Genomic DNA, 24,855 nt, shown 5'->3' with positions numbered 1-24,855 from the left:
ACAGATGAGCAGTCCGTTCGAGGTCATCGAGGTGGGTGGCATTCCGTTTGCCGCGACCAATCTCGAGAGAGCTACCGATTGGGTGGTCAACGACAGACGAGAGGGAGCCGGAACCGGAGTCTCCGTGAGGTTGTCGAATTCCTACTGCGTGTCGGCGGCGCACAGTGATCGCGACTACTCCGCGGTTTTGAAGGGTCCCGGTGTGAACTTCGCAGACGGAACCCCGGTCAGCTGGGTGATGCGCCTGATCGGCGGCACCGCCGATCATGTCGGTGTTCGACCAGTCCGGGGTCCGTCGTTCTTCGAGGCCACCCTGGACAAGGGACGCCGCTACAGCCTTCGTCACCATTTTGTCGGCACGACAGAAGAGACGTTGGGTCTCTTGACGGATCGAGTCGAGGAGTTATACCCGGGAATCAAGGTGGCCGGCACATATGCCCCGCCGTTTGCCGCGTTCAGCAAGGAGTTCGTCGACGACATCATCGCGAAGGTCGATCCGACGTCACCGGACATCGTGTGGGTCGGTCTGGGTGCGCCGAAGCAGGACTTTGTCACGAAGGCGATAGCGGATCGAACCGACTACGTGGCCGTCGGTGTCGGCGCGGCCTTCGACTTCTTGGCCGGAACTGTTTCGGAGGCACCATCTTTCGTCCAGAACTCGGGTTTCGAGTGGTTGTATCGACTTGTATCCGAACCCAAACGTCTGTGGCGGCGCTACCTGTTCGGTAACTCGACATTCATACGGCTGGCATCACGTGACATACGAAAAGTCTTCGGCCGTTTGGGGGGACGCGCATGAGCGAGATCAAGACTGCCGAGCGATTCGGAGGACTACGGACCACAACCGTGGTTTCGCAACTATCAGGCGGGCTGTCCCGCAACGGAAGGAACGCAGGATGAAACGCGCACTGATTACCGGAATCACGGGGCAGGACGGCTCTTACCTTGCCGAGTTGCTGCTCTCCAAAGGCTACGAGGTTCACGGACTGATCCGTCGATCCTCGACGTTCAACACTTCGAGGATCAACCACATCTACGTTGACCCGCACGATGCGGATGCTCGACTTTTTCTTCACTACGGTGACCTCAGTGACGGAGCGCGCCTGGTGACACTACTCGCGCAGATCAAGCCGGACGAGGTGTACAACCTCGCTGCGCAGTCTCACGTCAGGGTCAGCTTCGACGAACCCGAACACACCGGGAACACCACTGGCGTCGGGTCGATCCGACTACTCGAAGCGGTTCGGATGGCCGGACTCGACTGCCGGTTCTACCAGGCGTCGAGTTCCGAGATGTTCGGTGCCACACCGCCACCGCAGAACGAGGAGACACCGTTCTACCCACGTTCGCCCTACGGTGCGGCGAAGGTGTACTCGTACTGGATCACCAAGAACTATCGTGAGGCATACGGGATCTTCGCTGTGAACGGAATTCTGTTCAATCACGAATCCCCGAGGCGTGGTGAGACATTCGTGACGCGGAAGATCACGCGCGCGGTCGCACGCATCCAGGCAGGTATCGAGGATCAACTGTACATGGGCAATCTCGATGCGATTCGCGACTGGGGATATGCGCCGGAGTACGTGGAGGGAATGTGGCGCATGCTGCAGGTCGACGAGCCTGAGGATTTTGTGCTCGCCACCGGTGGCAACTACTCGGTGCGCGACTTCCTGACCGTCGCGTTCGAACATGCAGGTCTGAACTGGGAAAACCACGTTCGATTCGACGAACGGTATCTTCGGCCGACCGAGGTGGACGCACTGATCGGGGATCCGAGTCATGCCGAGCGCAAACTCGGTTGGAAGGCCGGCGTGCACACACCCGAACTGGCCCGGATCATGGTCGAGGCAGACATCGAAGCGCTCGAACACGAAGGGCGACCGTGGATCGACACTCCGGCACTTCCCGACTGGTCGGCGACGCGATGAGTGATTCATTCGCAGCGCGACCACTCGATCGAGGCGCACCGTTCTACGTGGCCGGCCACCGAGGTCTGGTCGGCTCTTCGGTGTGGCGACACCTGGAATCTGCGGGCTTCACCAGGTTGCTCGGAAAGACGTCGGCCGAACTCGATCTACGTGACCGGGAAGCTGCTTTCGATTTCTTCGCCCGCGAAAAGCCGACCAACGTGATCCTCGCAGCAGCAAAAGTTGGGGGGATTGCGGCGAACAGCACTTTCCTCGTCGACTTCCTGTCGGAGAATCTGCGCATCCAGGTGAACGTGCTCGACGCTGCCCTCGCACACGGCGTCGAGCGTCTCCTGTTCCTCGGATCATCTTGCATCTACCCGAAATTGGCACCGCAACCGATCAAGGAGGAATACCTGCTCACCGGGCATCTCGAGCCGACCAACGACGCCTATGCAATAGCAAAGATCGCGGGAATACTCCATGTTCAAGCTGCCAGGCGGCAGCATGGTCGCCCCTGGATCTCAGCTATGCCCACCAACCTGTACGGCCCGGGAGACAATTTTTCGCCGCACGGATCGCACGTACTTCCCGCCCTCGTTCGGCGTTACGACGAGGCGCAGTCGTCGGCAGTCCAGTCGGTTGTCAACTGGGGGAGTGGCAATCCGCGACGTGAATTCCTGCATGTCGACGACTTGGCGTCGGCGTGTCTGCATCTGCTCGACAACTACGACGGTGCATCGCATGTCAACGTCGGAACCGGCGAGGACCACACAATTCGTGAGATCGCTTCGATAGTCGCCACGGAGGTCGGATACACCGGAGAGACGCGGTGGGACACCTCGAAGCCGGACGGAACGATGCAGAAACTGCTGGACGTGAGCATGATTCGGAAACTCGGATGGCGGCCGACAATCGGATTGCGCGAAGGAATCGCGTCGACGATCTCGTGGTACCGCGACAACATCGGTGCCGTACGTACCTGAATCACTTTTCCCATCAACACACTTCGCACACTCTCGAGAAAGCAGATCGAGCAACATGAGCACTCGCATAGCAGTATTCGGCACGGGATACCTGGGCGCGACACACGCGGCCTGTATGGCCGAACTCGGTCACAAGGTCCTCGGAGTGGATGTCGATGCGGCAAAGCTGGAGAAACTGGCAGCAGGTGAAGTTCCGTTCTACGAGCCAGGGTTGGGCGAGGTCCTACGAAACAACATCGGTCGAGGGCGACTGAAGTTCACGTCGTCGTACGAGGAAGCCGCAGAATTTGCGGACGTGTTCTTCCTCGGGGTCGGGACGCCGCAGAAGAAGGGTGAGTTCGCCGCGGACATGGTCTACGTGGATGCCGTGATCGAGACTTTGGCGCCGCTGCTCACCAAGCCCGCGGTCATCTTCGGCAAGTCCACGGTACCGGTGGGAACCGCGGAACGGCTCGGTAAGCGCGCGCGGGAACTGGCACCGATCGGTGACAGCGTCGAAGTCGCGTGGAATCCCGAGTTTCTGCGTGAAGGATTTGCCGTCCAGGACACGTTGCACCCGGACCGACTTGTGCTCGGAGTCGATCGAAATGTCCGCAGTCGAGCGGAATCTGTTGCGCGCGAAGTTTATGCAGAGCTCATCGATGCGGAGATTCCGTTTCTCGTCACGGACCTTGCGACGGCGGAGTTGGTGAAAGCGTCAGCGAACGCTTTCCTGGCCACCAAGATCTCGTTCATCAACGCCATCTCCGAAGTGTGCGAGGCCGCTGGCGCCGACGTCACAGTGCTTGCCGACGCGATCGGGCACGACGTTCGGATCGGACGTCGATTCCTCAACGCGGGAATTGGTTTCGGCGGAGGGTGTTTGCCGAAGGACATCCGCGCCTTCATGGCTCGCGCCGGTGAACTCGGTGCCGATCAAGCACTGACGTTCCTGCGCGAAGTCGACAACATCAATATGCGCCGACGTACACGCATGGTCGAACTGGCGCGGGAGGCATGCGGATCGCTTCTCGGTGCGAGAGTCGCAGTTCTGGGTGCCGCGTTCAAACCGGACTCGGACGACGTTCGTGATTCGCCGGCGCTCAACGTCGCGGGTCAGATTCAGCTCCAAGGTGCTGCAGTGAACGTGTACGACCCAAAGGCCATGGACAATTCGCGCGCGCTGTTCCCGACGCTGACCTACTCGGCAAATGCATTGGAGGCCTGCGAAGGTGCCGATGTCGTCCTGGTATTGACCGAGTGGCCCGAATTCTTGAAGTTGCAGCCGTCCGATCTCGATTCGGTGGTTCGCAAGAAAGTGATCGTCGACGGGCGCAATTGCCTTTCCCACGACGAGTGGCGAGGCGCAGGTTGGAACTACCGCGGACTGGGACGCCCGTGAGCACAGGACGTCTCGTCCGTCGCAGCTGATCTATATCGAAATGAGAAAGCCCGGTTCGCCCTCGCGGTCCGACCGGCAAAGACCGCTCAGACCCGCAGTGGACATGCGTGAGCCGAAGGAGACATCAAGATGGAAATTGTCGACTACCTGAAGATATTGCAAGCCAGATGGCGAATCGTCGCTGCTGTAACCTTGCTCGGAATCCTCGGAGCCCTTGGCGCTTCTCTTCTTTCGACGCCCGTTTACCAGGCCTCGACGAGGCTGTTCGTTTCGACGTCGGCGGGTACCTCGGTCAACGAGGCACTGCAGGGCAGTCAACTTTCACAGCAGCGAGTTCTGTCCTATACAAAACTCCTGACCGGCCGAACACTCGCACAGCGGACGATCGACGAACTGGGACCGAGGGTGGTCGGCGGGATGTCGGCTGACGAGTTGGCCTCCAAGGTCACTGCGACGTCGGCGCCCGACACCGTGTTGATCGACCTCGCAGTCAAGGACGCGTCACCGGAACTCGCACGCGAGATCGCGAACACTCTCTCATCCGAATTCGTGGCATTGGCAAAGGAACTGGAGACACCCGAGAACAGCGGAACACCGCCTGCACGTGTGGTCGTCGAACAGCAGGCTCAACAGCCGACTGTTCCGGTGTCACCCAAGACTTCGCGCAACCTCGCGCTCGGCGCAGTGGCGGGACTGGTTGTGGGGATCGCGCTTGCGTTGATTCGTGATCGACTCGACAACACGGTGAAAGATCGTCGAACTGTAGAAGAGATCGCGGGTTCGGCGATGGTGGGCACGATCCCGTTCGACAAGGACGTCGAAGTCAATCACGCGATCGCTTTCAGTGACGGAAGTTCCGTGAGTGCCGAAGCCTTCCGTGAGTTGCGCACCAACCTCCAGTTCCTCGAGGTGGACCATCCACCGCGTGTCATCGTCGTCACGAGTTCGCTTCCCTCCGAAGGTAAGACGACCACGGCCGTGAACATCGCTCTCGTCTTGGCGGAGGCCGGCAAATCAGTGTGCCTGATGGAAGGCGACCTCCGGAAGCCGCGAGTATCGAAGTATTTGGGATTGCTCGGAAGTGTCGGCGTCAGTTCGGTGCTCTCCGGTCAAGCGACGCTGGACGATGTGCTTCAGCCGACTGAGTTCGACGGGCTGACAGTGCTCGCCTCCGGACCAATCCCGCCGAACCCGAGCGAACTACTCGGCACGGACACGGCCAAACATGTTCTCGAGGAACTGCGGGCGCGATACGACTACGTCATCATCGACGCCTCGCCGTTGCTACCCGTCACGGATGCCGCGGTCCTGGCCGCGATGTCGGACGGTGCACTGGTGATCGCCCGACACGGCTCCACGAAGTGCGATCAACTGGCGCGCGCGGTCGGAAACCTACAGAGTGTGGGTGCGCACGTCCTGGGCACTGTCATCACGATGACGCCGTCTCGCGGACGCAATGCGTACGAGTACAGCTACTACTACGAGTCGGACAAGTCGCTACCGCAGTTGACCGCGGTGCCCGCGCTCAACGCTCACCGAAGCGAAGTCGGCTGAGCAGCGGGCCGAGGAGATCGGCGATCTCGAGTCCGATCTCGTGAAACACGTTCTCTTCCTTACCCATCGGATCCATGACGTCCTCGGGTTCGGTGGCACGAAATCGGGGTCTGGCGGCGGCGAGGTCCTCGACAGTTCCTGCATCTGCGAGCGAGCCCAACCGTGCGGCTTCTCGAAGTGTGAACGTGCGCTTGAGCCGCGCCGGAGCCATCGCCAGGACTTTGTCTCGCTGACTTTCGGTCATCGTGAGAATGAGGTCGGCGTCCGAGGCCAGCGCTGTTGTCATGCGTCGGGCTTGAAACTTCGTGGGGTCGCCGCCGAGCCCCGTGAGAACCCTCGCAGCAGTTGGCTCGATCGGGTGTCCGACCATCGCCCGGGTTCCGGCACTCGAGGCGGTGAATCCGGTGACCCCGGCTTCGGCGGCATAAGCACGTGCAAGGCGTTCGCCCGTGGGTGATCGGCAGATGTTTCCCGTACAAACGAAGAGAACGTGCATGGCAGAAGCATAGGTTGCACACGCGACGCACTCGTCGTACGCCCGATGTTGGTTTCGCGCCCACCTGGCGTACGCGTTTCGGAAAGTTCGGACGCATACCAACAACACATGAAGATGACCGTGTTCGGAACGGGATACCTGGGGGCGACCCACGCAGTGTGTATGGCCGAACTTGGCCACGACGTGCTGGGAGTCGACATCGACCAGTCCAAGGTCGACAAGTTGTCTCGTGGGGAGGTCCCGTTCTTCGAGCCGGGTCTGACCGACATGCTGGAGAAGAATCTGGCGTCGGGTCGGCTGCAGTTCACGACTTCCTACTCCGATGCCGCGGATTTTGCGGACATCCATTTCGTCGGTGTGGGGACGCCTCAGAAGAAGGGGGAGTACGCCGCAGATCTGAGTCATGTTCATTCGGTGATCGACATGTTGGCGCCGTTGTTGCGAAAGCCTTCGCTGATAGTCGGGAAGTCGACGGTGCCGGTAGGCACGGCAGCGGCTCTCGGCGAGCGGCTCCGAGCGACTGCGCCGGCGGGTGGCTCGGTAGAGGTGGCCTGGAATCCGGAGTTCCTGCGTGAAGGACACGCGATCGCGGACACCTTGAGCCCTGACCGGTTGGTTCTGGGGATCGATCGTGACCGGCCGGGAAACGCCGAAGGCCTTCTTCGCGAGGTGTATGTCGAGATACTGGACGCAGGGGTGCCCTTCCTCGTGACCGATCTGGCGACGTCCGAGTTGGTCAAAGGATCTGCGAATGCGTTTCTCGCGACCAAGGTGTCCTTCATCAATGCGATTGCGGAGGTGTGCGAGGCGACCGGGGCCGACGTCACGATGTTGGCCGACGCTCTCGGGTACGACGCTCGGATCGGTAGACGGTTCCTCAATGCGGGCTTGGGGTTCGGCGGTGGTTGCCTGCCGAAGGACATTCGGGCGTTCATGGCACGCGCCGGGGAGTTGGGTGTCGACCAGGCGCTGTACTTCCTCCGCGAGGTCGACAGCATCAACATGCGACGACGGACAAAAGCTGTGGAACTGGTGACGGCAGCCTGCGATGGCAGTTTGCTGGGAGCTAACGTGTCGGTGCTGGGAGCTGCGTTCAAGCCCGAATCCGACGATGTGCGCGATTCGCCTGCGCTCAACGTTGCAGGAATGATGCAGTTGCACGGGGCGGCGGTCACCGTTTTCGATCCGAAGGCAATGGATAATTCTCGCCGACTGTTTCCCACCCTTCACTACGCAACCTCCACGTCAGAAGCTTGCAGGAATGCTGATGTGGTCTTGATCGCCACTGAATGGGACGAGTTCGCCTCACTCGTGCCCGCCGATTTGGAACCACTCGTTCGGCGGCGGGTGATCGTTGACGCCAGAAATTGCCTCGATCCGGACCTGTGGCGCTCCGCCGGTTGGAACTATCGCGGATTGGGGCGGTAGGTCGAACGTCCAGGTAGCGAAAAAATAGCTGCGAGAAGGCCTTAGGTGAGATGCGCGAACCTCGCAGACCATGCCCAGTGGGTAGACTTCCGGCCGGGGAATGACGGGGTCTGGTGACGGAACCCGTCGACGGTCGACGAAGGTGGATCATGAACTTGGTTTTGGGTGTGACGGTGGGAGCCAGCGCTGTGCGTTTGGCGCGCCCGGGGACGCCCGACCACAGTGGTCCGGTGTTCCGATCCAGAGCGGTCGATCGAGGCCGCGAGATTCCCGAGGAAGTCGCAGCGGAGGCAACCGGCGTGGCCTTGACCGAGAATGCCGACCTCGGCAGCAATACGGTCGTCGCTTACCGGGATCAAGCGCAGGCCGGAGCACTCCAAACAGCGTTCGAACAGAAAGGCATCGACAACTTCGAGCTGGTTCCCGAAGTAGTCGCGACGCTTCGAATGCTCGAGGAGTCCGGTGCGTTGACCGACCAGAGCACACTCGTCGTCGTCGACATCGGTAGTTCTGGATCGACGATCAGCATTGTGGACAGGCAGATGCGGTCTACCGTCGTCACCGCCCGGTCGACGCGGGTCAGTGGAGATCACTTCGACGAGCTCGTCTACTCGGATCAGACCGTGCGTCGCCGTATAGCTACGCCGGCCGACCCGGGCGGCGATGCCGAACTGCAGGCGCGATGCCGACTCGCGAAGGAACAGCTGTCCTCACGAAGTGCGGTGTGCCTGCCCGGCCCCGGCGGGCTTCTCCTGCTGTCGCGGGAAGTTTTCGATTCGTTGGTCGTCACGTCGGTGGAGGCCTTCGCACGCGAGATACGAGAGGTCATCGCAACGTCCGGCCGTAACCCCGACGCGATTCTCCTGATCGGTGGCGGTGCACGCATTCCGATCGTGCGGGCGACCCTCGCCGCGTGGCTGGAGTGCCCCCTCATCGCGCCCGAGCAGCCGGAACTCGTGACTGCGCAAGGTGCTGCGCTGATCGCGGAGTCGTCGATGACGCCATCGGCGCGCGCGGTATCTGCCCCGGTTCAGGTTCCGGCTGTAGCGCCGATCTTTGCGCCGTATCCGATCCACACCCCGGCGGAGGTACCCGTTCCGGTTCAGGCGTTCAGCCACGGAGGGGTGGCAACGCTCGCGGAATCGGAGCGGCCGAATGCCTTGTCCGAAGCCGCTTCCGGTACGAAGTCCGTTCCGCAGGAACAGGTGCCGAGCCCTTACGCGGCGGAACTGCCTCAGCCGCGACCGAACCGACACGAGCAACGATTCGATCCGGCCGCAGATCTCGTGGTCGCCGACAGCGACCAGGCCACGGACGGATTCGGCACAGAACGTGACGCAGACACCGAGGCCGTGATGGTTGACGCCCAGGCGTACTCGGCGATGTACGAAGGCGAGGGACCCGGGGCAGGAACCGCACACCCGTCCTGGCTCGCCGGGACACAACCCGTTGAATCGACATCCAAAGAGCCGAGAAACCCGCTACGGTTCGCGGGCCTCGGCGCCGGTGTGATCGCGGCGATCGTGATCGTGGGGCTGGGATTGGGCTACGGAGGAAAGGTCTTCGATTCCGAGGACGCCGGACCCGTGGCAACCGAGGTGACCACGACGGCACCGACGACCACGACTACTCCGCCGCCGACGACCACAACGACCGCGCCCCCGACGACGACGGAGGAAGCCCCTCCGGTCGTCGAGGCTCCGCCAGTCGTGCAGGACACTTACGTGCCTCCCGCGCCCGCGCCCGCGCCCGCGCCGCCACCGCCGGCGATCTACATCCCGGGGCTTCCGCCGATTCTGTTGCCGGTTCTCCCACCGATTCCCGGACTCTGAGGCTCGCTTTCAGCGTTTGGAGTGTCGGCCACCTGACGTGGGGCCGGCCTTGACCGCGCTACCGGGCGGACGGGCGAGAATCACGGCGATGGCAGTGGTGAGTGGAACCGAAAGCGCCAGGGCTATTCCGCCGACCGCGGACCGTACGATTTCGATCGCTACAGCGTCACCGACCAGGACGTCCTGAAGAGGGCGCCCGCTGACGCTGAAGAGCAGTAGCAGTGGCAGCGCCCCACCCGCGTACGCGAGAACCAAGGTGTAGACCGTGCTGGCGATGTGATCACGTCCGACCCGCATCGCACCGCCGAAGACTTTTCGACGGGACGCATGCTTGTCGAGTTCGGCCAACTCGAATGCCGAGGATGCCTGGGTGATGGTGACGTCGTTGAGAACGCCGAGCGAGCCGATGATGAAGCCCGCCAGCAGCAGGCCGGTGATGTCTATGTGCTCGATATAGGTCTGAACATTGGTGTTCTGCTCTTCAGACAAACCGGTGAGGTGTGTCAGTTCAATGCAGAGGTAGGAGAGAACCGCGGCGAGCACCATGGCGGCAAGGGTGCCAAGCAAAGCAGAACTGGTCTTGAGTGAGACCCCGTGCGCCAGATAGAGAACCGCGTACAAGATCACCGCCCCGGCGACCAGCGCAACCGGTATCGCAGGCTTGCCGTCGAGCAGAGCGGGTAGGAGAAACCCGACGACTACGCCGAAGGCGATCACCAGGCCGACGAGTGCGCGCAGCCCTCTCCACCGTGCGACTGCGATGATGACGACGGCGAACGCGATGACGATCAACGCCAGCGGGAGCCCACGCGAATAGTCTTCGAAGGAGTACTGCGTGTTTCCGTTCGGGTCGGTCTGACGCACCAGGCGAATGTGGTCACCCACGCGAAGGTCCGGCTGACCGGCGCCCGGAATGACCTCGAGCAATGTCTTCGTTCCGGCATTCGGCCCGGATTCGATATCGACGATACTTCGCTGGCACTGGTAGGCGGAGGTAGGCGGCGGTTGCGGGGCACCGACGAATACCCTTCCGGCAGAGGAACTTCCGCAGTCACCGAGATCCTGCATCGTGACGGTGCCCGCCTCGGTTTCCACCGAGCTGCCGTCGGCATTCTGGAAGGGGAGTGGGACGGGAATGGTGTTCTTGTCCGGCCACAGTGCGACAGCTGCCGCGACGACGACCATGCCGATGACGACGAGCAACCCGATGACGACGCGTGATGCGGTGGGGCCGATCTGAATGGGGCCACCGTGGCCGTGGCCGTGACTCATCGGAAACTGAGTGTCGGACTGGGGATTTGCACCGGTGCAATGTTATCGGCTCCGAAGCGAATGGTCAGCTTCTGACGGCAGTGTCGGTGAAAGGCAGTGTCGCTGCAAGGCAGAGTCGGCGAAAACCGGTGCTACCGATGAGGGGTTGTGAAACTGGGATTGGTCGAGCTGGGTGGCGGGGAACAGGGGGGGTTGTCCCCGCCACCAACCTGGTATCCACAGGGGGGGGAGGGATACCAGGTGCTCGCGGCACCGAAGTGCTGCTAACTAATGTACCCAATTTCAAACCGATTTGGCGCGTTGTCCAACTACCAATTTCACAACGAATCACGTACCGATTGGACCGTTTTCACATCGGGGCAGGTCACTAAATAGTTAAAGAGTCAATCAAACCGCATGGTTTGCGAAAAATGTGACCAAGGTCGCACAAATGCCCCGCAGTTTTACGTTTACGGGGCATTTGTACAACGAATTGTTTACTCGATTTCAGCCGGATTCAGCGTGAGAATCTACTGTTTGTAACTGGTGAGGAAGTTGCCGAATCGCTCGATGGCCACGGCGAGATCTCGGGCCCACGGAAGGGTGACGATCCGAAGGTGATCGTGATTCGGCCAATTGAACCCGGTGCCTTGAACCATCAGGATCTTCTCCTGGAGAAGCAGGTCCTGAACCAATTTCTCGTCGTCGTGGATCTCGTAGACGTTCGGATCCAGACGAGGGAACGCGTAGAGCGCGCCGCGAGGCTTCACACACGAAACGCCCGGAATCATGTTCAATCGCTCCCAAGCGACGTCGCGCTGCTCGAGCAGGCGGCCGCCGGGCAGGATCAGGTCTTCGATGCTCTGGTGACCGCCGAGGGCGACCTGAATGGCGTGCTGTCCGGGGACGTTGGGGCACAGACGGGTCGACGCCAAGAGATCGAGTCCCTCGAGGAAGCCGGCCGCGTGATCCTTCGGGCCCGTGATCGCCACCCAGCCGGAGCGGTAGCCGGCGACGCGGTAGGCCTTCGAGAGGCCGTTGAACGTCAGGCACAGCAGATCAGGGGCAAGCGTTGCCAGCGAGATGTGCTTGGCGTCGTCGTAGAGGATCTTGTCGTAGATCTCGTCGGCGAGCAGCAGAAGCTGATGCTTGCGTGCCAGATCGACCAACTGCTGCAGAACCTCCATCGAGTACACCGCACCCGTGGGGTTGTTCGGGTTGATGACGAGGAGAGCCTTGGTCTTGTCGGTGATCTTGGATTCGATATCGGCGATATCGGGATTCCAGTCGTTGGCCTCGTCGCAGAGATAGTGGACGGGCGTGCCTCCGGACAAGCTCGTCATCGCAGTCCACAGGGGATAGTCCGGTGCTGGGATCAGAACCTCGTCGCCGTTGTTGAGGAGGGCCTGCATGGTCATCGTGATCAGCTCGGAAACACCGTTGCCGAGGTAGATGTCGTCGACGTCGAGCTCGGGGAAGCCGGGAACCAGCTCGTAACGCGTCACGATTGCGCGCCGCGCCGACAGAATGCCCTTCGACTCCGAATAGCCCTGTGCATAGGGCAGGGCGGCGATCATGTCCCGCATGATCACATCGGGGGCGTCGAATCCGAACGGTGCCGGGTTGCCGATGTTGAGCTTGAGGATCCGGTGTCCTTCCGCCTCCAACCGGGCGGCATGCGCGTGCACCGGTCCACGGATTTCGTACAGGACGTTCTGGAGCTTCGACGACTGCTCCAGCTCGCGCTGCGGCTGACGGTGGCGGACGGGTTCTGGTGTGCTCACGAGTTACATGATTCCACCACTGTGCAAGTGCATTGTCGGGGACCGTGTCGCACGCCCCGTTGGCTATTGTCGAGCGATGACCCCCAGCGAGCAGATTGCAGCCCCGTACGGATCGTGGACTTCTCCGATCGGAGCAGCTGATCTGGCTGCAGGTGGGCACCCTGTCGAGGGTGGACGATACGTCGGTGACGAGATCTGGTGGGCTGAACTTCGTCCGACCGAGGGTGGTCGGACCTCGATCCGTCGATCTGGTCTCGACAACCAACCCGTCGACATCCTCCCCGCGTCGTGGAACGCGCGTACCAGGGTTCACGAGTACGGCGGTGGCGCCTGGACGGTCACCGAGTCCGGAAAACTGGTCTTCAGTGAATTCTCCGATCAACGGGTGTACATCCTCGAAGGAGTCACTCCACGGGCTCTGACGCCCGAACCGGCGTCGCCGGCCGCGTGGCGATACGCAGACCTGCAGATCGTGAACGGCGAGGTGTGGGCGGTTCGGGAAGCGCACGCGGAGGACGGGGCGATCACTCGCGATATCTGCGCGATTCCGCTGGACGGTTCCGGCAACATCCGCTCGATCGTCGGCGGCTCGGACTTCCTCTCGTCACCGAGGCTTTCGCCGAGTGGAACCAAGATCGCCTGGATCGCATGGAACCATCCGCAAATGCCCTGGGACGGTACCGAACTGCGGGTAGCTCCACTCGTCGACGGCGTCGCTCAGGCGTATTCCGTGCTGATCGGCGGACTTGAAGAGTCCGTCCTGCAGCCGGAGTGGATCACCGACGACGAACTCTACGCAATCAGCGATCGCAGCGGCTGGTGGAACATCTATCGCGTCGGCGGCAAGATCAGCCCGATTTGCCCGGTGAACGCGGATTTCGGTGGCCCGCAGTGGCGCTTCGGTGGGCGCTGGTTCGTCGAACTCGGCAACGGGCACCTTCTCACCGCACGCACCGTCGGAACCGACACGCTGGCGGTACTCGACCCGGCGTCGGGGGAACTGCGCGACATCGCGACCCCGGGTGTCACCAGCATCGGCCTCATGCAAGTTCGCGGCGATCGGTTACTGCTCATCTCGGGAGGCGCGAAACTGGCGGGCGCGCTACGTGAACTGGACCTCGGTACCGGCGAACTCACCGAAATCCGTTCGTCGGTCGAAGAATTGCCCGAGTCTGCCTACCTTCCGGAAGCGCGAGCCGTCGTGGCTCACGGACACGGGCGAGAAGTTCACGCCGTTGCGTATCCGCCGCGCAGTCCGCGATACAAAGGGCTCGACGATGAACGACCGCCGTATGTCGCGTTTGTTCACGGTGGGCCGACGGCGCACGTCGCACCGGCCCTCAACCTCGTCTACGCCTTCTTCACCAGCCGCGGAATCGGCGTCGTCGACGTGAACTACGGCGGGTCGACCGGTTACGGACGTGAGTACCGTAATCGATTGCGTGGTCAGTGGGGTGTCGTCGACGTGCAGGACGTCGTCACCGCCGTCAACGGGTTGGCCGAGCAGGGGCTTGCCGATCCGGCCCGCCTTGCCATCGAAGGCGGATCCGCCGGTGGTTGGACCGTTCTGGCCGCACTGACGACGTCCGACGTGTTCGCTTGTGGTGCTTCCTATTTCGGCGTGGCCGAACTGGACCTGTTCGTGCAGGAAACTCACGATTTCGAATCGCGTTACGTCGACGGTTTGATCGGCCCGCTGCCGGAATCTGCCGACCTGTACGCGGAACGTGCTCCACTCAACAACGTCGACGGGTTGAACTGCCCGGTGTTGCTTCTCCAGGGTCTCGACGATCCGATCGTGCCACCCTCGCAGGCGGAGCGATTCCGGGATGCTCTGGTGGCCAAGGGCATTCCGCACGCGTACCTGGCCTACGAGGGTGAATCTCACGGATTCCGCAAGCAGTCGACCATCATCAGCTCGCGCAACGCCGAGCTGTCCTTCTACGGGCAGGTGCTCGGATTCACTCCACCCGGCATTCCGACGATCGAGCTGTGGAAGCCTGTGATCAGTAGCTGACGGCCCCGTGGCTGCGCGCGAAGGCCGCCAGGATCCGACTTGCCACCAGTGACGGGGTCGACAGGTCGGCCCACGTCCACCTCGCGACCTCCCACCCTGCGTCACGGAGTCGGTCTTCGCGGAGCTTCTCGTTCCAGAGCGCGTCCTCGGGGCTGCGACCGGCGGGCACCAGTCGGCCGTACTTGACGCGGCCGTCGAACTCTCCGATGGTGCGCTGCTCACGCCACAGGAAGTCGACGCGGCCGGCGAACCCTCGGGCGTCGTGGATGTCGACCTGGGGTTCGGGGAGTGGCAGGTGTTCGTGCAGGAACAATGCGAGGCTCCGTGATTCACCGACGCTTTCGATGCGGGAGTCCATCGCGGTGAGCGCGTGGAGCGCATGTCGATGGCGCGGATGGTTCGGGCTGAGTGCCAGCGAGGCTGCAACCGCGTCCTTGGTCAACCTTGAACGGTGCAACGCTGAATTGCCCACGACGAGAGCCTGTTCGAAAGTGAGTGTCCTCGCGAGATCCGCAACAGTTCGTGCCGGAGTCGTGACGCGCAGCCCATCGACTTCGGTGATCTCGTTGTCCGCCAGCCATGTCGAGTGCACGTGACGTCGAGCGGACTTTCGGCCACCACCTCGCCGGTTCCGGGACAGGTGAACGACCTCGAGCGGAGTGTTCCAGAGTTCGAAACCGTGCAGAACCGCAGCCGAGACGTGGCTGACAGTGGCACAGGGTGAAGCGGCGCAGGCCACGGCCTCTGCCCGCAATCGATGTCGTCCGTATGCGTCGAGGCGGGACAGGTGGCCGCTGTCCACGTACGCACCACGATGGATTCTGGCCCAGGTTCCACTAGCGCAGGCCTGTCGGATCTCGGCATCGGTGCGACCGATCGACAGTTGGTCCGGCCTGCGGATGATATGTGTCTGTTCCCCCATGTCGATCGATCTTGCTGCGCCCGGCGATGGAAAGGAAGCCGTGACCCCGGGGGTGTGGATAGCCGTGAGTGAACACCACTTGTCCACAGTTCGAACCGGTTTCGCGTCGCTGGAGAGGGTGTTCGGTATGGGGAAACGGTGGCAGGTTCCCGCTGTCGCGCTCTAGGAAACCCTTGCGTCCGGATCGTTCGCGTGCCAGGCTGTTCAGCTATGACTACAGGAAAGGCGGACACCGCCACCGTCGCGTGAGCGCCGCACCGATTCGCTCGTCGGCATCACATCGAGCGACATTGCCCGAGAACTTCAATCTCTTCGATGAAGACAGTCTGGCCCTGGAAAAGATCCGCGACGTGTGGCTCGAGCGCGGATTGTGTACTCGTCCTGCTGATCGAAACACCGCAGAAGCCTCTGTCGCGCAACTGTATCGACGCTCCGGGCTCCCGAAACCGGAGTTCGTCTGGGTCCCGTCGCCGTCTGCTGGTTCGGACCTGATCGTCACCGAAGGACTGTCGACCAAGATGTCATTGGACGGCACCGGCCTCGACTGCGCTTCCGGGTATATCGCGAGCATGTTTGCGGCTTCGCGCCGACGCATGGACGCGCGAATCGAATGTCGGAGAACTGGCTGGCAGATGGAACGCCGGCAGGGGGAGCGCCTGATCAGGGCGTCCATTTGGGAATCGTTGCACACCACGCTGTTCGACGGCGTCGCAGCTGCGATACGAACGATGTCGACTCCGGTGGCCGGGGAAGTGACCTGGTACGGGCAGCAGGACGCACATCGAATCGCGTACTACGACACATGTCATCGATTCGGTCTTGCGACTTTCCGCTCGGAAGACCGTGAACTCCTCGACGTGCAGACCGCACTGGCCGACTCGACCGGGTGGTGGTGGGCGTTCGACGACGTGTGCATCATGGCGGAACGACCCACCGCCTTACATGCCGAACCGATTCCGGGCAGCGCGCAGGGAGCACGGCGCTTGCATCATTCTGATTCCCCCGCAATCGAATTCGTAGACGGTACAACGGCGTTCGTTCTACACGGAGCGATCGTTCCAGAGTGGGTAGTGCTCGACCCCACCGCCGAACGCATCGCGCACGAGCGCAACGTCGAGATCCGTCGATGTGCAATCGAGCGGATCGGCTGGGATTCCTACATCGAGCTGGCGGGCCTGACACTGGTCGACCAAACCGACGATCCCGGTAACGCCGGTTGCCTGCTGCAGCTCTACGCGTCGCCGGAGGGCTGGGGTCGAAGTGGACGGATTCTCCTCGCGGTCAACGGTTCTCTCGAACGCGACGGGCATCGGCGTCGATACGGCCTTCACGTACCCGGATGGTTTACCTCCGCGTTGGATGCCGCCGGATGGACTTACGGCATCACCGGTACCGACTATTCCCGTCTCGTTCGTCGAACCTGAATCCCGAACCCTCTACCCTCAATCCTCAAACCCTGGGAGATACTTATGAACTCGAACATGACCTTGTCCGCTCTCACCACCCTCACCGGCCTGGATGTCTTCGACTACCTGGACCAGGAAGTGTCCATTCCTGTGATCGACGGACTTCAGGCGCAAGGCGATCTCATCGTGGTCCCGTTTTCGCTGCTCGCAAATATCGTGGCGCCTCTGCCATGGACACGCTCTGTGAGAGTGCCGCTCTCCGGCGTGGAACTGCTGCGAAGTGCGGCGGGAGGGAACCCCCACAGTCTGGTTGCAGACGAAGGGGAGTGCACGTGGTCGACGCCGGTGAAAGATGCTCGGGGCCTTGCACTCGGCATGCTCGACGCCCGAGTGACCGCGTACCTCATCCACCCGGAGCACGGCGCGACCGGCATCGCTCCGGGACGATACGTCATCGGCCGGCAGCAGGAAAGGGGCGTCGGGCGTGCGCGCGGTGCGGTGATGCTTGTCGCCGATTGACACGCCGGCCTCGAGTTGGCGGGGGAGTGAGCACCACTTGCACAGGGCGAGCACCGGTTTCCGTGTGCTGGACGGTGTGTCGGGTCGAGGGAAAGGGTGCTCGGTCGGCAAAGGCTCCCGCACAAACACGAATGCCCTCACCGTGACGGTGAGGGCATTCGCGTGTGGTGCGCTTACTTCTTGCGGCCAGGAGCCTTCGCGCCGGCCTTGAATCCGAGTCCGCCTGCCTTGGGGGCGGGCGGCGCGGCAGCAGGCGCCGGAGCTTCCGCGGGTGCGGACGCCTCAGCAGGCGCTTCAGCGGGTTCTGCCTTCACAGGTTCGGCCTCGGGAGCCGGGGCCTCTGCAGCCGGCGCCGGGGCCGCAGCGGGAGCTGCCTTCCGGGCACCGGGAGCCTTTGCGCCCGACTTGAATCCGAGTCCGCCGGCCTTGGCAGCAGGCGGAGCCTTCGGGGCTTCCGCCTCGGCGGCCGGAGCCTCTGCCGGTGCAGCCGGAGCCTCTGCCAGAGCCTCTGCCGGAGCAGCAGCAGGTGCTTCAGAAGCAGGAGCAGCCTTTGCACCAGGAGCCTTGGCCCCACCCTTCATCTGCAGTCCCTTGCCGCCGGGTGCCTTGGCGCCGGACGCCAGGCCCAGACCCTTCGGCTTGGCGACGGGTGCAGCAGCCTCAGCAGCCGGAGCTTCCGCTGCCGGCGCGGCAGCGGCCTTTGCTCCGGGTGCCTTGGCGGCGCCCTTCATCTGCAGTCCCTTGCCGCCGGGAGCCTTGGCCCCGCCTGCCAAGCCGAGACCCTTGGGCTTTGCGACAGGTGCTGCCGGTGCAGCAGCTTCGTCAGCGGGAGCTTCCGCGCTTGCGGCGGGAGCCGCTTTCTTGGCGCCGGGAGCCTTTGCCCCGCCGGCCATTCCGAGCCCCTTGCCTGGTGCCTTGGCGCCGGGAGCTTTCGCACCTGGTGCTTTGGCGAGTCCCTTCATGGCCAGACCCTTGCCTGCCGGTGCAGCCTTGGCTTCGGGAGTCGCGGCAGCTTCCTCGACTTCGGCGACCCGATCCTGCTCGTCGGTCTCAGCCTTTGCCTCAGCAGCGACCGGTGCCTTCTCGCGCGGGATCACTTTGATGTTCTCGCCGAGCTGGGCGGGATCGAGACGAGTGACGGAGTTCAGCATCAGCTGCGCGACATCGACGACCTCGACGCCTTCGCCCTGGCCTTGCTCCTGGCGGGCAGTGACGCCGTCGGTGAGCATGACGCGGCAGAACGGGCAACCCGTGGCGATCTTCTTGGGGTTGGTGGAGAGCGCTTCGTCGACGCGGTCGACGTTGATGCGCTTGCCGATGTTCTCTTCCATCCACATGCGAGCACCACCGGCACCACAGCACATGGAACGTTCGCCGTGACGCGGCATTTCGACGAGCTTGGAGCCTGAGGCTTCCATGAGTTCACGGGGAGCGTCGTAAACCTTGTTGTGGCGTCCGAGGAAGCACGGGTCGTGGTAGGTGACGTCTTCGCTCACGGACGCAACCGGGATCAGCTTCTTCTGGCGCACCAGACGGTTGAGCAGCTGAGTGTGGTGCACGACCTCGTAGTCGCCGCCCACCTCCGGGTACTCGTTGCCGAGGGCGTTGAAGCAGTGCGCACAGGTGACGACGATCTTGCGCTTCTTCTGCTCGATACCGTCGAAGACCGAATTGAGCATCTCGATGTTCTGCATCGCGAGCTGCTGGAACAAGAACTCGTTGCCGGCACGACGTGCGGAGTCGCCGGTGCAGGTTTCGTCGGCGCCGAGGACCATGAACTTCACTCCCGCGGTGGCGAGGAGTTCGGCGACAGCCTTGGTGGTCTTCTTGGCACGGTCTTCGTAGGCGCCGGCGCAGCCGACCCAGAAGAGGTACTCGTAGTCCTCGAAGCTGTCGGCGTCCTTGCCGAAGACAGGGATCTCGAAGTCCATCTCGTTGATCCAGTTGAGACGGTCCTTGGAGTTCTGACCCCAGGGGTTGCCCTTGTTCTCGAGGTTCTTGAACAGGCCGGCGAGCTCGGAGGGGAACTCCGATTCGATCAGGACCTGGTAGCGACGCATGTCGATGATGTGGTCGACGTGTTCGATGTCGACGGGGCACTGTTCGACGCAGGCGCCGCAGTTGGTGCAGCTCCACAAGGTTTCGGCGTCGATGACCGGGGCCATCTCGCCTTCGACGGTTTCACCGACGAGCTTGCGGTCGGCCTCGAGGCGTGCCGCCTCGGGGATGGCTGCGAGGGCGCCTTCCTTGACATTGCCTTCGCTGTCGACGAGACCGATCTCGTCGCCGCCCATGTCCTTGCGTCCACCAGCGAGCAGGTACGGGGCCTTGGCGTAGCCGTGGTCACGCAGCGACATGATGAGCAGCTTGGGCGAGAGCGGCTTTCCGGTGTTCCACGCGGGGCACTGGGACTGGCAACGACCGCACTCGGTGCAGGTGGTGAAGTCGAGCCAGCCCTTCCAGGAGAAGTCTTCGATGTTTCCGGCGCCGAGAGTGTCGGTGTCGGGGTCGACGTTCTCCATCGTCAGGACTTTGCCCTTGGACATCATGGGCTTTGCCGCGCCGAGGGCGACGGTGCCGTCGTCTTCACGCTTGAAGTAGATGTTGAAGAACGCCGAGAAGCGGTGCCACGCGACGCCCCAGGTTATGTTGCGGCCCACGATCGCGAGCCAGATCATGCCGGTCATCAGCTTCACGAATGCGAACACCGAGATCATGACGGGGCTGGCGGGAAGCAGTTTCGCGACCTGCATGGTGAAGAAGTCGGTCCACGGGTTGGCGTGACCGTAGGTCGCGATCTTGCCTGCCTTGACCATGATCATGCCCAGGCCCTCGAGCAGGACGATGCCTTCGATGACGTAGGCAGCCTTGAAGTTGGAGCCGCCGAAACGGGACAGGCGCGCGGGCAGACGCGGGTGGTTGAGCTGACGGATCACGATCAGCGTGGTGATACCGATGACGGTGCCCAGGCCGAGGATCTCGTCCCACAGGTGCCACGCCCACGTGTTACCGAAGATGGGCCAGTGGAACTCGGGGTTGAACGTCTGGCCGTAGGCCTCGAACCACAGCAGGAACCCACCGAGGAAGCCGACCATGACGAGCCAGTGGGCCCAGCCGACGCTGCGGAACTTGTTCATGCGCGTGTGCGCGATGAACTCGATGATCATCTGCTTGAAGCGAGGGAAGAACGGGCGCCATCGATCGGGTGCCGACTGGCCGATGCGCACGGTGTTGAACATCCTCAGCGCGCCTGAGAGGAAGATGTACCAACACACCAAGCTCAGCAGAGCACCAATCGTGCCCAACGTAATCGTCAGGGCATTCATGTCGCGGCCTTTCGTTTCAGGGCGACGCGTCGGCCACCTCGGGACAGCCCACTGATACTAACCTGCGTTATGTTACCCGCCAGTAACTAGCATTACCAGCCTGTAGGTACCGGCTGGTAACCGCTCGTGGCCTGGAGAGATCGATCTTCTGCGTCGGACGGGCTGGGCCAGACGCAGACATGTCTGGTCGTCACGTTAGGCGGTGCCCGTCAGGTGTCCATCTGTCAGGCAGCCCTAAGTCGGGTTCCGAGCAGGTGAGAACAACCGACCGGCTGTTATCGTTACGCCCGTCACGCACAGGGGAAACGGGTGGTGTGAGTCATCGACTGACGCCCGCCCGATCCCGGGGAGGATCAAAAATGTTCATTCGAAAAGCTGCGGCCGTCGCAGCGATGACCATTGCCGCTACGGGCATCGCTGCAGGTACTTCTTACGCAGCTCCGGAGACGTCACCCGACGTTTCGTACACCGCCGAGGTCGTCGACCAGGCCGTTGTCACCACCATCGACGCCGGAGCATTCCGGGTCTCGGGCGACGGAACTCACGTCGACTTGCAGAACAGCCAGGGCGCAACTCTCGTGAGCCTTCCGCTCGCGTTCAACCTCGGCGACGTTCAGTTCCCGTTCGACGAGACCGTCAGTGAGGACGGCAAGACCCTCACCCTCAAGCCGAACCTGGACCCGGCCAGCTCCAAGCCGAAGCCGGTCGCTGCCGAGTTCACCCCGGTTGCTTCGCCTGACGAGGATCAGAAGGCAATCGAGAAGTTCCAGTCACAGCTCGGGCTTGCCACGCAGATCGGTAGCCTCACCGGCACGATCGTCGGGGCGGTCATCGGTTGCATCGTGGGTCTGCCCGGCCTGGTCGTCGGCTGCCTGCCCGGCATGGTCACAGGGGCCGGTATCGGTGGAGTCGCCGGTACCATCCTCGCCGGCGGCGGAACCGCCGTCGTCGCGGGCTTGGACCTGATCAAGGTTCTGAACGCTCCGGCTGGAACAACTCTCTTCCAGTAGAACGTCACGAACGCCGAAACGGGCGCCACACCTTCAGAAGGTGTGGCGCCCGTTTTGCTGTCTCGAGGAATGCGTGTGATCAGTAGTCGCGAACCTTCAGGCCTGGGTTGGCGGCGAGGATGTCGTTGATCGGCGTCGCGTACTGGGTCGGGGCTTCTTGCCCGAACAGTGTCTCTGCCTGAGCGATCTCGCACAGGGGAGAGGTGGCGACGTTGGACGCACTCGTGATGCCCACTGCCAATGTTCCGGAGACGATCGGGCCACCGCTGTCACCCTGCAGGACGCAGATGTTGGTGGTGAAGCCGTTGTCGAGGGTGTGATCCAAAACCTTTGCGACGCGGTTGACGCCGGTGACGACGCCGCAGCTGAAGCCCGTGGTCGATCCTGCCTTGCAGACCGGGGCGCCCACGACAGGATCGGCGGTACCGGTGATGTTGACCGAGCGGTTGAACGGGACCCGCACGCTGTTGTTCTCGAAGCGGTACTTCGCGTTGTCGTCGATGTTGATGATCGAGTAGTCGCGCCCGTCGAAGCTGCTCTTGGCGAAGTACCCGACGCGGGGCCCGGTCTGGTTGTTCACCATCGGGAAGACCTGGCTGGAGTTCGAGGTGCCGGCAGCGGCGCGATTGGGATCACAGTGACCGGCGCTGATGTTGACCGTGCGCCCTGAACCGTCGGTGCCGTTGAAGCCGAACGAACAACGCAGTCCAGTGTTACCGGAGGTTGCGCCGAAGGCGTCTCCGCCCAGTGCGGCGTCGCCGGTTGCGGATCCGGTTGCGGGGATGAGGTCCGCGACGATCGGGGGAACCAGTAGCGGAGCAGCGGTATGGACGACGGTCCGCTTCAGGAACTCAGGCAATTCGATGCCGGCGGCAGGATCGGCGGTGAGGGCGACTCCGTTGCCGACGACGTCGACGGCAATGCCACGCACGAGGTCTGCGACCTCGGCAGGCTGCGAATCGAGCCAGGTGTTGAGTGCCGAGAGTTGACTTTGCAGAGCCTGCTCGCTCTGCGCGACGTCCTTGACCTCGAAACCGGCCTTCTCGGCGGCCTCGCGGGCAGCATCCTTGTCTCGACCGTCAGCGAGAGCGACTACGCCCTTACCGAGGTCGTCGAGCCACACTCCGGCAAAAGAGTCGGGAAACTGGACGCGCGCGATGGCGGCGAACTCCGCGAGCTTCTGCGCGAGTTCGGAACGCGAGACGAACTGGTCGGGCGTCAGCGCCAAGTCGTGCTGTAGGGCTTCGGCGAGTTCGACGGGCAGATGGGCTGCCTGATCGGATACCCCGGATTCGTTCGGTTCTGCGTTCGCGACCGCGGTGATCGGTCCGAGGAGCAGCAGCGCGGCCGAACCGAACACTGCGGCGCGACGTGCGATGGAGCTTCGCATGTGGGCCTTTCCACTTCGTTGACCGCGTACCACCCCCCTGGGAGCACACGGATACGGCTCACGGACTTGTGGTGAGCCGATCACAGTCGACCATGACTATATGGGTTCGAACGCGCTATTCCCACCCGTTACATGAGCAGACAGCGCTGACCCCGACCGACAACAGCACTGTGCCCGCCGATCGCGAAACGGATCGGCGGGCACAGTGCGTGAATCAGTGGTTGGTCAACCTGCAGTGCGGACGCGGATTCCGGCACCGACACCGCCACCGGAAGCGCGATCCGCCGCGTCGAGGATGTCTCCGACCGGAATACCCAGATTCGAGGTTCCACCGGAGGTCGCCAGTACCAGGTTCGCTTCGTTGCAACTGGGTGCTCCGCTGCTGTTGGAGCCGCTGGTGATGCCCAGAGCCAAGGTTCCGGAGACGATGGCGCCGCCACTGTCCCCGGCGAGGGTGCACGCGGTGCCGGCGAATCCGCGAACGGTTCGTGAATCACCGTCCGCCATGACCAGTTGAGTTTCGACGCGATCGGCTGCCACGACACCACAGGTGAAGGACGACGTCTGGCCGGACTTGCAGATGGGAGCGCCGATCACGGGACGTGCTGTTCCGGTGATCGCGAGGGTGGTCCCGTTGGCACCGCGGACGGCAGCACGGTCGAGGCCCGCGTCGATGCCGGACTGGTCGAACTTGATGACCGAGTAATCGAGATCGCCGGCGTTGTTGCCGACGGAAGACTGTGAGAATGCTCCGATCAACTGACTGTCGTCGACGTTCGCGTGATTCGGCAGGTAGACGGGCGACTTCGAACCCTCGGCCGGATTGCAGTGTCCGGCACTGATATTGAGAGCATTGTTCTGATCGTCGACGGCGTTGAACCCGAACGAGCAGACCGAGATGTTCTCGGTCGGTGTCTCGCGAATGGGGCCTGTCGACGTGATGTAGGTGTCGCCGCCGAGTGCTCCGGGATCAACCGATCCGCCACCGTCCGGGCTGAGAACGATCTTGGTGTTCTCGAGCAGGGTCGGAAGATTGAGCGCCTGCCCGACGGGGCTGTTCGCGACGTCGATGACGACCTGGTTGTTCAGGACGTCGATAGTCGCCGAATTGACTGCGCGTGAGATTTCCTTGGGCAGCCCGGCAATCCATCCGTTGACGTCGGCCAGCGTCTTCTCGAGGGTGTCGGCGGAGACGGGGGCGACGTGCGTGCGGTAACCGTCGTCGGCCGCGATGCGTGCAGCTTCGGTGGTGGTGACGGCTACGACGGGTTGACCGTCGAGTCCCATCCACGAGCCGGCGTAGTCGCCAGGGCGCGCGGACTTGAATTCCTGGGCGTATGCACCGAGTTCCTGAGCTTTGGCAGCGCGGTCCAGATACTCCTGTGGGGAGATCTTCAGATCGCGTGTGATCGCTTCGATCAGCTCAGCCGGAAGCTGATCTGCCCCGAGCTGTTCGACATGCGTGTCGGAGGCGGGCTCTGCCGATGCCGTCGTGGTGAATGGAGCTGCGAGCAGTAGTGCCGAGGCGCCGACCACAGCGGTGCGGATCGCCAACGAGTTACGCATGAAATCCCTTCAAGTCCCCGGCACCGAGCCGGTAGGTACCGCACCCACCATAGGGGAAAAGTTTCGACGAGGAATATGTG

At 62.6% G+C, this 24,855-nt stretch carries 18 protein-coding genes; 11 read left to right on the top strand and 7 right to left on the bottom strand.

All coding sequences use genetic code 11. The features are described 5' to 3' along the window. The first annotated feature begins 4 nt into the window (after positions 1-4). From PCS43_RS18820 to PCS43_RS18800, 5 genes are all read left to right on the top strand, one after another. Complete coding sequence (locus PCS43_RS18820; RefSeq protein WP_054187549.1) at positions 5-799, top strand: WecB/TagA/CpsF family glycosyltransferase; 795 nt, start codon at positions 5-7, stop codon at positions 797-799. A gap of 97 nt (positions 800-896) precedes the next feature. Further along, positions 897-1,928, top strand: coding sequence for a GDP-mannose 4,6-dehydratase (gene gmd / locus PCS43_RS18815; protein WP_073512919.1), 1,032 nt, complete (start codon positions 897-899; stop codon positions 1,926-1,928). After that, positions 1,925-2,893 carry a GDP-L-fucose synthase family protein gene (locus PCS43_RS18810; RefSeq protein ID WP_054187595.1) on the top strand — a complete coding sequence of 323 codons (969 nt, stop codon included), beginning with the start codon at positions 1,925-1,927 and terminating at the stop codon, positions 2,891-2,893. Before gmd ends, PCS43_RS18810 begins: the two co-directional genes overlap by 4 nt. A gap of 55 nt (positions 2,894-2,948) precedes the next feature. Beyond that, on the top strand, positions 2,949-4,274 hold the full coding sequence (locus PCS43_RS18805; RefSeq protein ID WP_209907888.1) for a UDP-glucose dehydrogenase family protein: 1,326 nt from the start codon (positions 2,949-2,951) through the stop codon (positions 4,272-4,274). A gap of 129 nt (positions 4,275-4,403) precedes the next feature. Further along, positions 4,404-5,828, top strand: a complete 1,425-nt coding sequence (locus PCS43_RS18800) for a polysaccharide biosynthesis tyrosine autokinase (protein WP_209907890.1) — start codon at positions 4,404-4,406, stop codon at positions 5,826-5,828. Here PCS43_RS18800 and PCS43_RS18795 read toward each other — a convergent pair. Continuing rightward, positions 5,800-6,324, bottom strand: a complete 525-nt coding sequence (locus PCS43_RS18795; RefSeq protein WP_073512945.1) for an arsenate reductase/protein-tyrosine-phosphatase family protein — start codon at positions 6,322-6,324, stop codon at positions 5,800-5,802. The genes PCS43_RS18800 and PCS43_RS18795 overlap by 29 nt on opposite strands. A gap of 108 nt (positions 6,325-6,432) precedes the next feature. Between PCS43_RS18795 and PCS43_RS18790 the strand changes: the two genes are divergently transcribed. Both PCS43_RS18790 and PCS43_RS18785 read left to right on the top strand, forming a co-directional pair. Continuing rightward, entirely contained in the window at positions 6,433-7,752 is a 1,320-nt protein-coding gene (locus PCS43_RS18790) for a UDP-glucose dehydrogenase family protein (protein WP_073512917.1), read from the top strand. 149 nt (positions 7,753-7,901) lie between these two features. Continuing rightward, positions 7,902-9,584 (top strand): Hsp70 family protein, encoded by a 1,683-nt coding sequence (locus PCS43_RS18785; RefSeq protein WP_245361408.1) that lies wholly within the window; start codon positions 7,902-7,904, stop codon positions 9,582-9,584. Positions 9,585-9,593: 9 nt separating this feature from the next. Here the strand turns inward: PCS43_RS18785 and PCS43_RS18780 are convergent, their stop codons facing one another. Then, entirely contained in the window at positions 9,594-10,856 is a 1,263-nt protein-coding gene (locus PCS43_RS18780) for a YibE/F family protein (protein WP_003943628.1), read from the bottom strand. Between the two features lie 509 nt (positions 10,857-11,365). Beyond that, the gene (locus PCS43_RS18775) at positions 11,366-12,619 is read right to left on the bottom strand and encodes a pyridoxal phosphate-dependent aminotransferase (RefSeq protein ID WP_003943683.1); all 1,254 of its coding nucleotides are present in this window, start codon (positions 12,617-12,619) and stop codon (positions 11,366-11,368) included. Positions 12,620-12,695: 76 nt separating this feature from the next. Here PCS43_RS18775 and PCS43_RS18770 point away from each other — a divergent pair, with 76 nt between their 5' ends. Next, positions 12,696-14,636: a S9 family peptidase gene (locus PCS43_RS18770; protein WP_209907892.1), complete on the top strand. Its 1,941-nt coding sequence runs from the start codon at positions 12,696-12,698 to the stop codon at positions 14,634-14,636. Here the strand turns inward: PCS43_RS18770 and PCS43_RS18765 are convergent. After that, the gene (locus tag PCS43_RS18765) at positions 14,626-15,558 is read right to left on the bottom strand and encodes a hypothetical protein (RefSeq protein ID WP_007726672.1); all 933 of its coding nucleotides are present in this window, start codon (positions 15,556-15,558) and stop codon (positions 14,626-14,628) included. The two genes, PCS43_RS18770 and PCS43_RS18765, sit on opposite strands and share 11 nt — an antisense overlap. A 245-nt stretch (positions 15,559-15,803) precedes the next feature. On the opposite strand from PCS43_RS18765, the gene PCS43_RS18760 reads away from it, so the two are divergent. Both PCS43_RS18760 and PCS43_RS18755 read left to right on the top strand, forming a co-directional pair. Continuing rightward, positions 15,804-16,982 (top strand): DUF6745 domain-containing protein, encoded by a 1,179-nt coding sequence (locus PCS43_RS18760; RefSeq protein WP_007726675.1) that lies wholly within the window; start codon positions 15,804-15,806, stop codon positions 16,980-16,982. Between the two features lie 45 nt (positions 16,983-17,027). After that, on the top strand, positions 17,028-17,483 hold the full coding sequence (locus tag PCS43_RS18755) for a hypothetical protein (RefSeq protein WP_007726677.1): 456 nt from the start codon (positions 17,028-17,030) through the stop codon (positions 17,481-17,483). 173 nt (positions 17,484-17,656) lie between these two features. Here the strand turns inward: PCS43_RS18755 and PCS43_RS18750 are convergent, their stop codons facing one another. Further along, positions 17,657-20,809 (bottom strand): (Fe-S)-binding protein, encoded by a 3,153-nt coding sequence (locus tag PCS43_RS18750; protein ID WP_007726680.1) that lies wholly within the window; start codon positions 20,807-20,809, stop codon positions 17,657-17,659. 359 nt (positions 20,810-21,168) lie between these two features. On the opposite strand from PCS43_RS18750, the gene PCS43_RS18745 reads away from it, so the two are divergent. Next, positions 21,169-21,819: a glycine zipper family protein gene (locus PCS43_RS18745; protein ID WP_003943407.1), complete on the top strand. Its 651-nt coding sequence runs from the start codon at positions 21,169-21,171 to the stop codon at positions 21,817-21,819. Between the two features lie 79 nt (positions 21,820-21,898). Here the strand turns inward: PCS43_RS18745 and PCS43_RS18740 are convergent, their stop codons facing one another. Beyond that, the gene (locus PCS43_RS18740) at positions 21,899-23,209 is read right to left on the bottom strand and encodes a S1 family peptidase (RefSeq protein ID WP_007726683.1); all 1,311 of its coding nucleotides are present in this window, start codon (positions 23,207-23,209) and stop codon (positions 21,899-21,901) included. 225 nt (positions 23,210-23,434) lie between these two features. Continuing rightward, positions 23,435-24,775, bottom strand: a complete 1,341-nt coding sequence (locus tag PCS43_RS18735) for a S1 family peptidase (RefSeq protein ID WP_007726684.1) — start codon at positions 24,773-24,775, stop codon at positions 23,435-23,437. Positions 24,776-24,855 lie beyond the last annotated feature (80 nt).

The sequence above is a fragment of the Rhodococcus sp. C-2 genome, assembly GCF_027854095.1.
In the GTDB taxonomy this organism is placed as follows: domain Bacteria; phylum Actinomycetota; class Actinomycetes; order Mycobacteriales; family Mycobacteriaceae; genus Rhodococcus_F; species Rhodococcus_F qingshengii.
This window is presented reverse-complemented; position numbering and strand designations above follow the sequence as displayed.

What these genes read in the sequence shown, in the direction of transcription:
- PCS43_RS18820 (WP_054187549.1), top strand. Translation starts at nt 5, where the DNA reads ATGAGCAGTCCGTTCGAGGTCATCGAGGTGGGTGGCATTCCGTTTGCC.
- gmd (WP_073512919.1), top strand. Translation starts at nt 897, where the DNA reads ATGAAACGCGCACTGATTACCGGAATCACGGGGCAGGACGGCTCTTAC.
- PCS43_RS18810 (WP_054187595.1), top strand. Translation starts at nt 1,925, where the DNA reads ATGAGTGATTCATTCGCAGCGCGACCACTCGATCGAGGCGCACCGTTC.
- PCS43_RS18805 (WP_209907888.1), top strand. Translation starts at nt 2,949, where the DNA reads ATGAGCACTCGCATAGCAGTATTCGGCACGGGATACCTGGGCGCGACA.
- PCS43_RS18800 (WP_209907890.1), top strand. Translation starts at nt 4,404, where the DNA reads ATGGAAATTGTCGACTACCTGAAGATATTGCAAGCCAGATGGCGAATC.
- PCS43_RS18795 (WP_073512945.1), bottom strand. Translation starts at nt 6,324, where the DNA reads ATGCACGTTCTCTTCGTTTGTACGGGAAACATCTGCCGATCACCCACG.
- PCS43_RS18790 (WP_073512917.1), top strand. Translation starts at nt 6,433, where the DNA reads ATGAAGATGACCGTGTTCGGAACGGGATACCTGGGGGCGACCCACGCA.
- PCS43_RS18785 (WP_245361408.1), top strand. Translation starts at nt 7,902, where the DNA reads ATGAACTTGGTTTTGGGTGTGACGGTGGGAGCCAGCGCTGTGCGTTTG.
- PCS43_RS18780 (WP_003943628.1), bottom strand. Translation starts at nt 10,856, where the DNA reads ATGAGTCACGGCCACGGCCACGGTGGCCCCATTCAGATCGGCCCCACC.
- PCS43_RS18770 (WP_209907892.1), top strand. Translation starts at nt 12,696, where the DNA reads ATGACCCCCAGCGAGCAGATTGCAGCCCCGTACGGATCGTGGACTTCT.
- PCS43_RS18765 (WP_007726672.1), bottom strand. Translation starts at nt 15,558, where the DNA reads ATGGGGGAACAGACACATATCATCCGCAGGCCGGACCAACTGTCGATC.
- PCS43_RS18755 (WP_007726677.1), top strand. Translation starts at nt 17,028, where the DNA reads ATGAACTCGAACATGACCTTGTCCGCTCTCACCACCCTCACCGGCCTG.
- PCS43_RS18750 (WP_007726680.1), bottom strand. Translation starts at nt 20,809, where the DNA reads ATGAATGCCCTGACGATTACGTTGGGCACGATTGGTGCTCTGCTGAGC.
- PCS43_RS18745 (WP_003943407.1), top strand. Translation starts at nt 21,169, where the DNA reads ATGTTCATTCGAAAAGCTGCGGCCGTCGCAGCGATGACCATTGCCGCT.
- PCS43_RS18740 (WP_007726683.1), bottom strand. Translation starts at nt 23,209, where the DNA reads ATGCGAAGCTCCATCGCACGTCGCGCCGCAGTGTTCGGTTCGGCCGCG.
- PCS43_RS18735 (WP_007726684.1), bottom strand. Translation starts at nt 24,775, where the DNA reads ATGCGTAACTCGTTGGCGATCCGCACCGCTGTGGTCGGCGCCTCGGCA.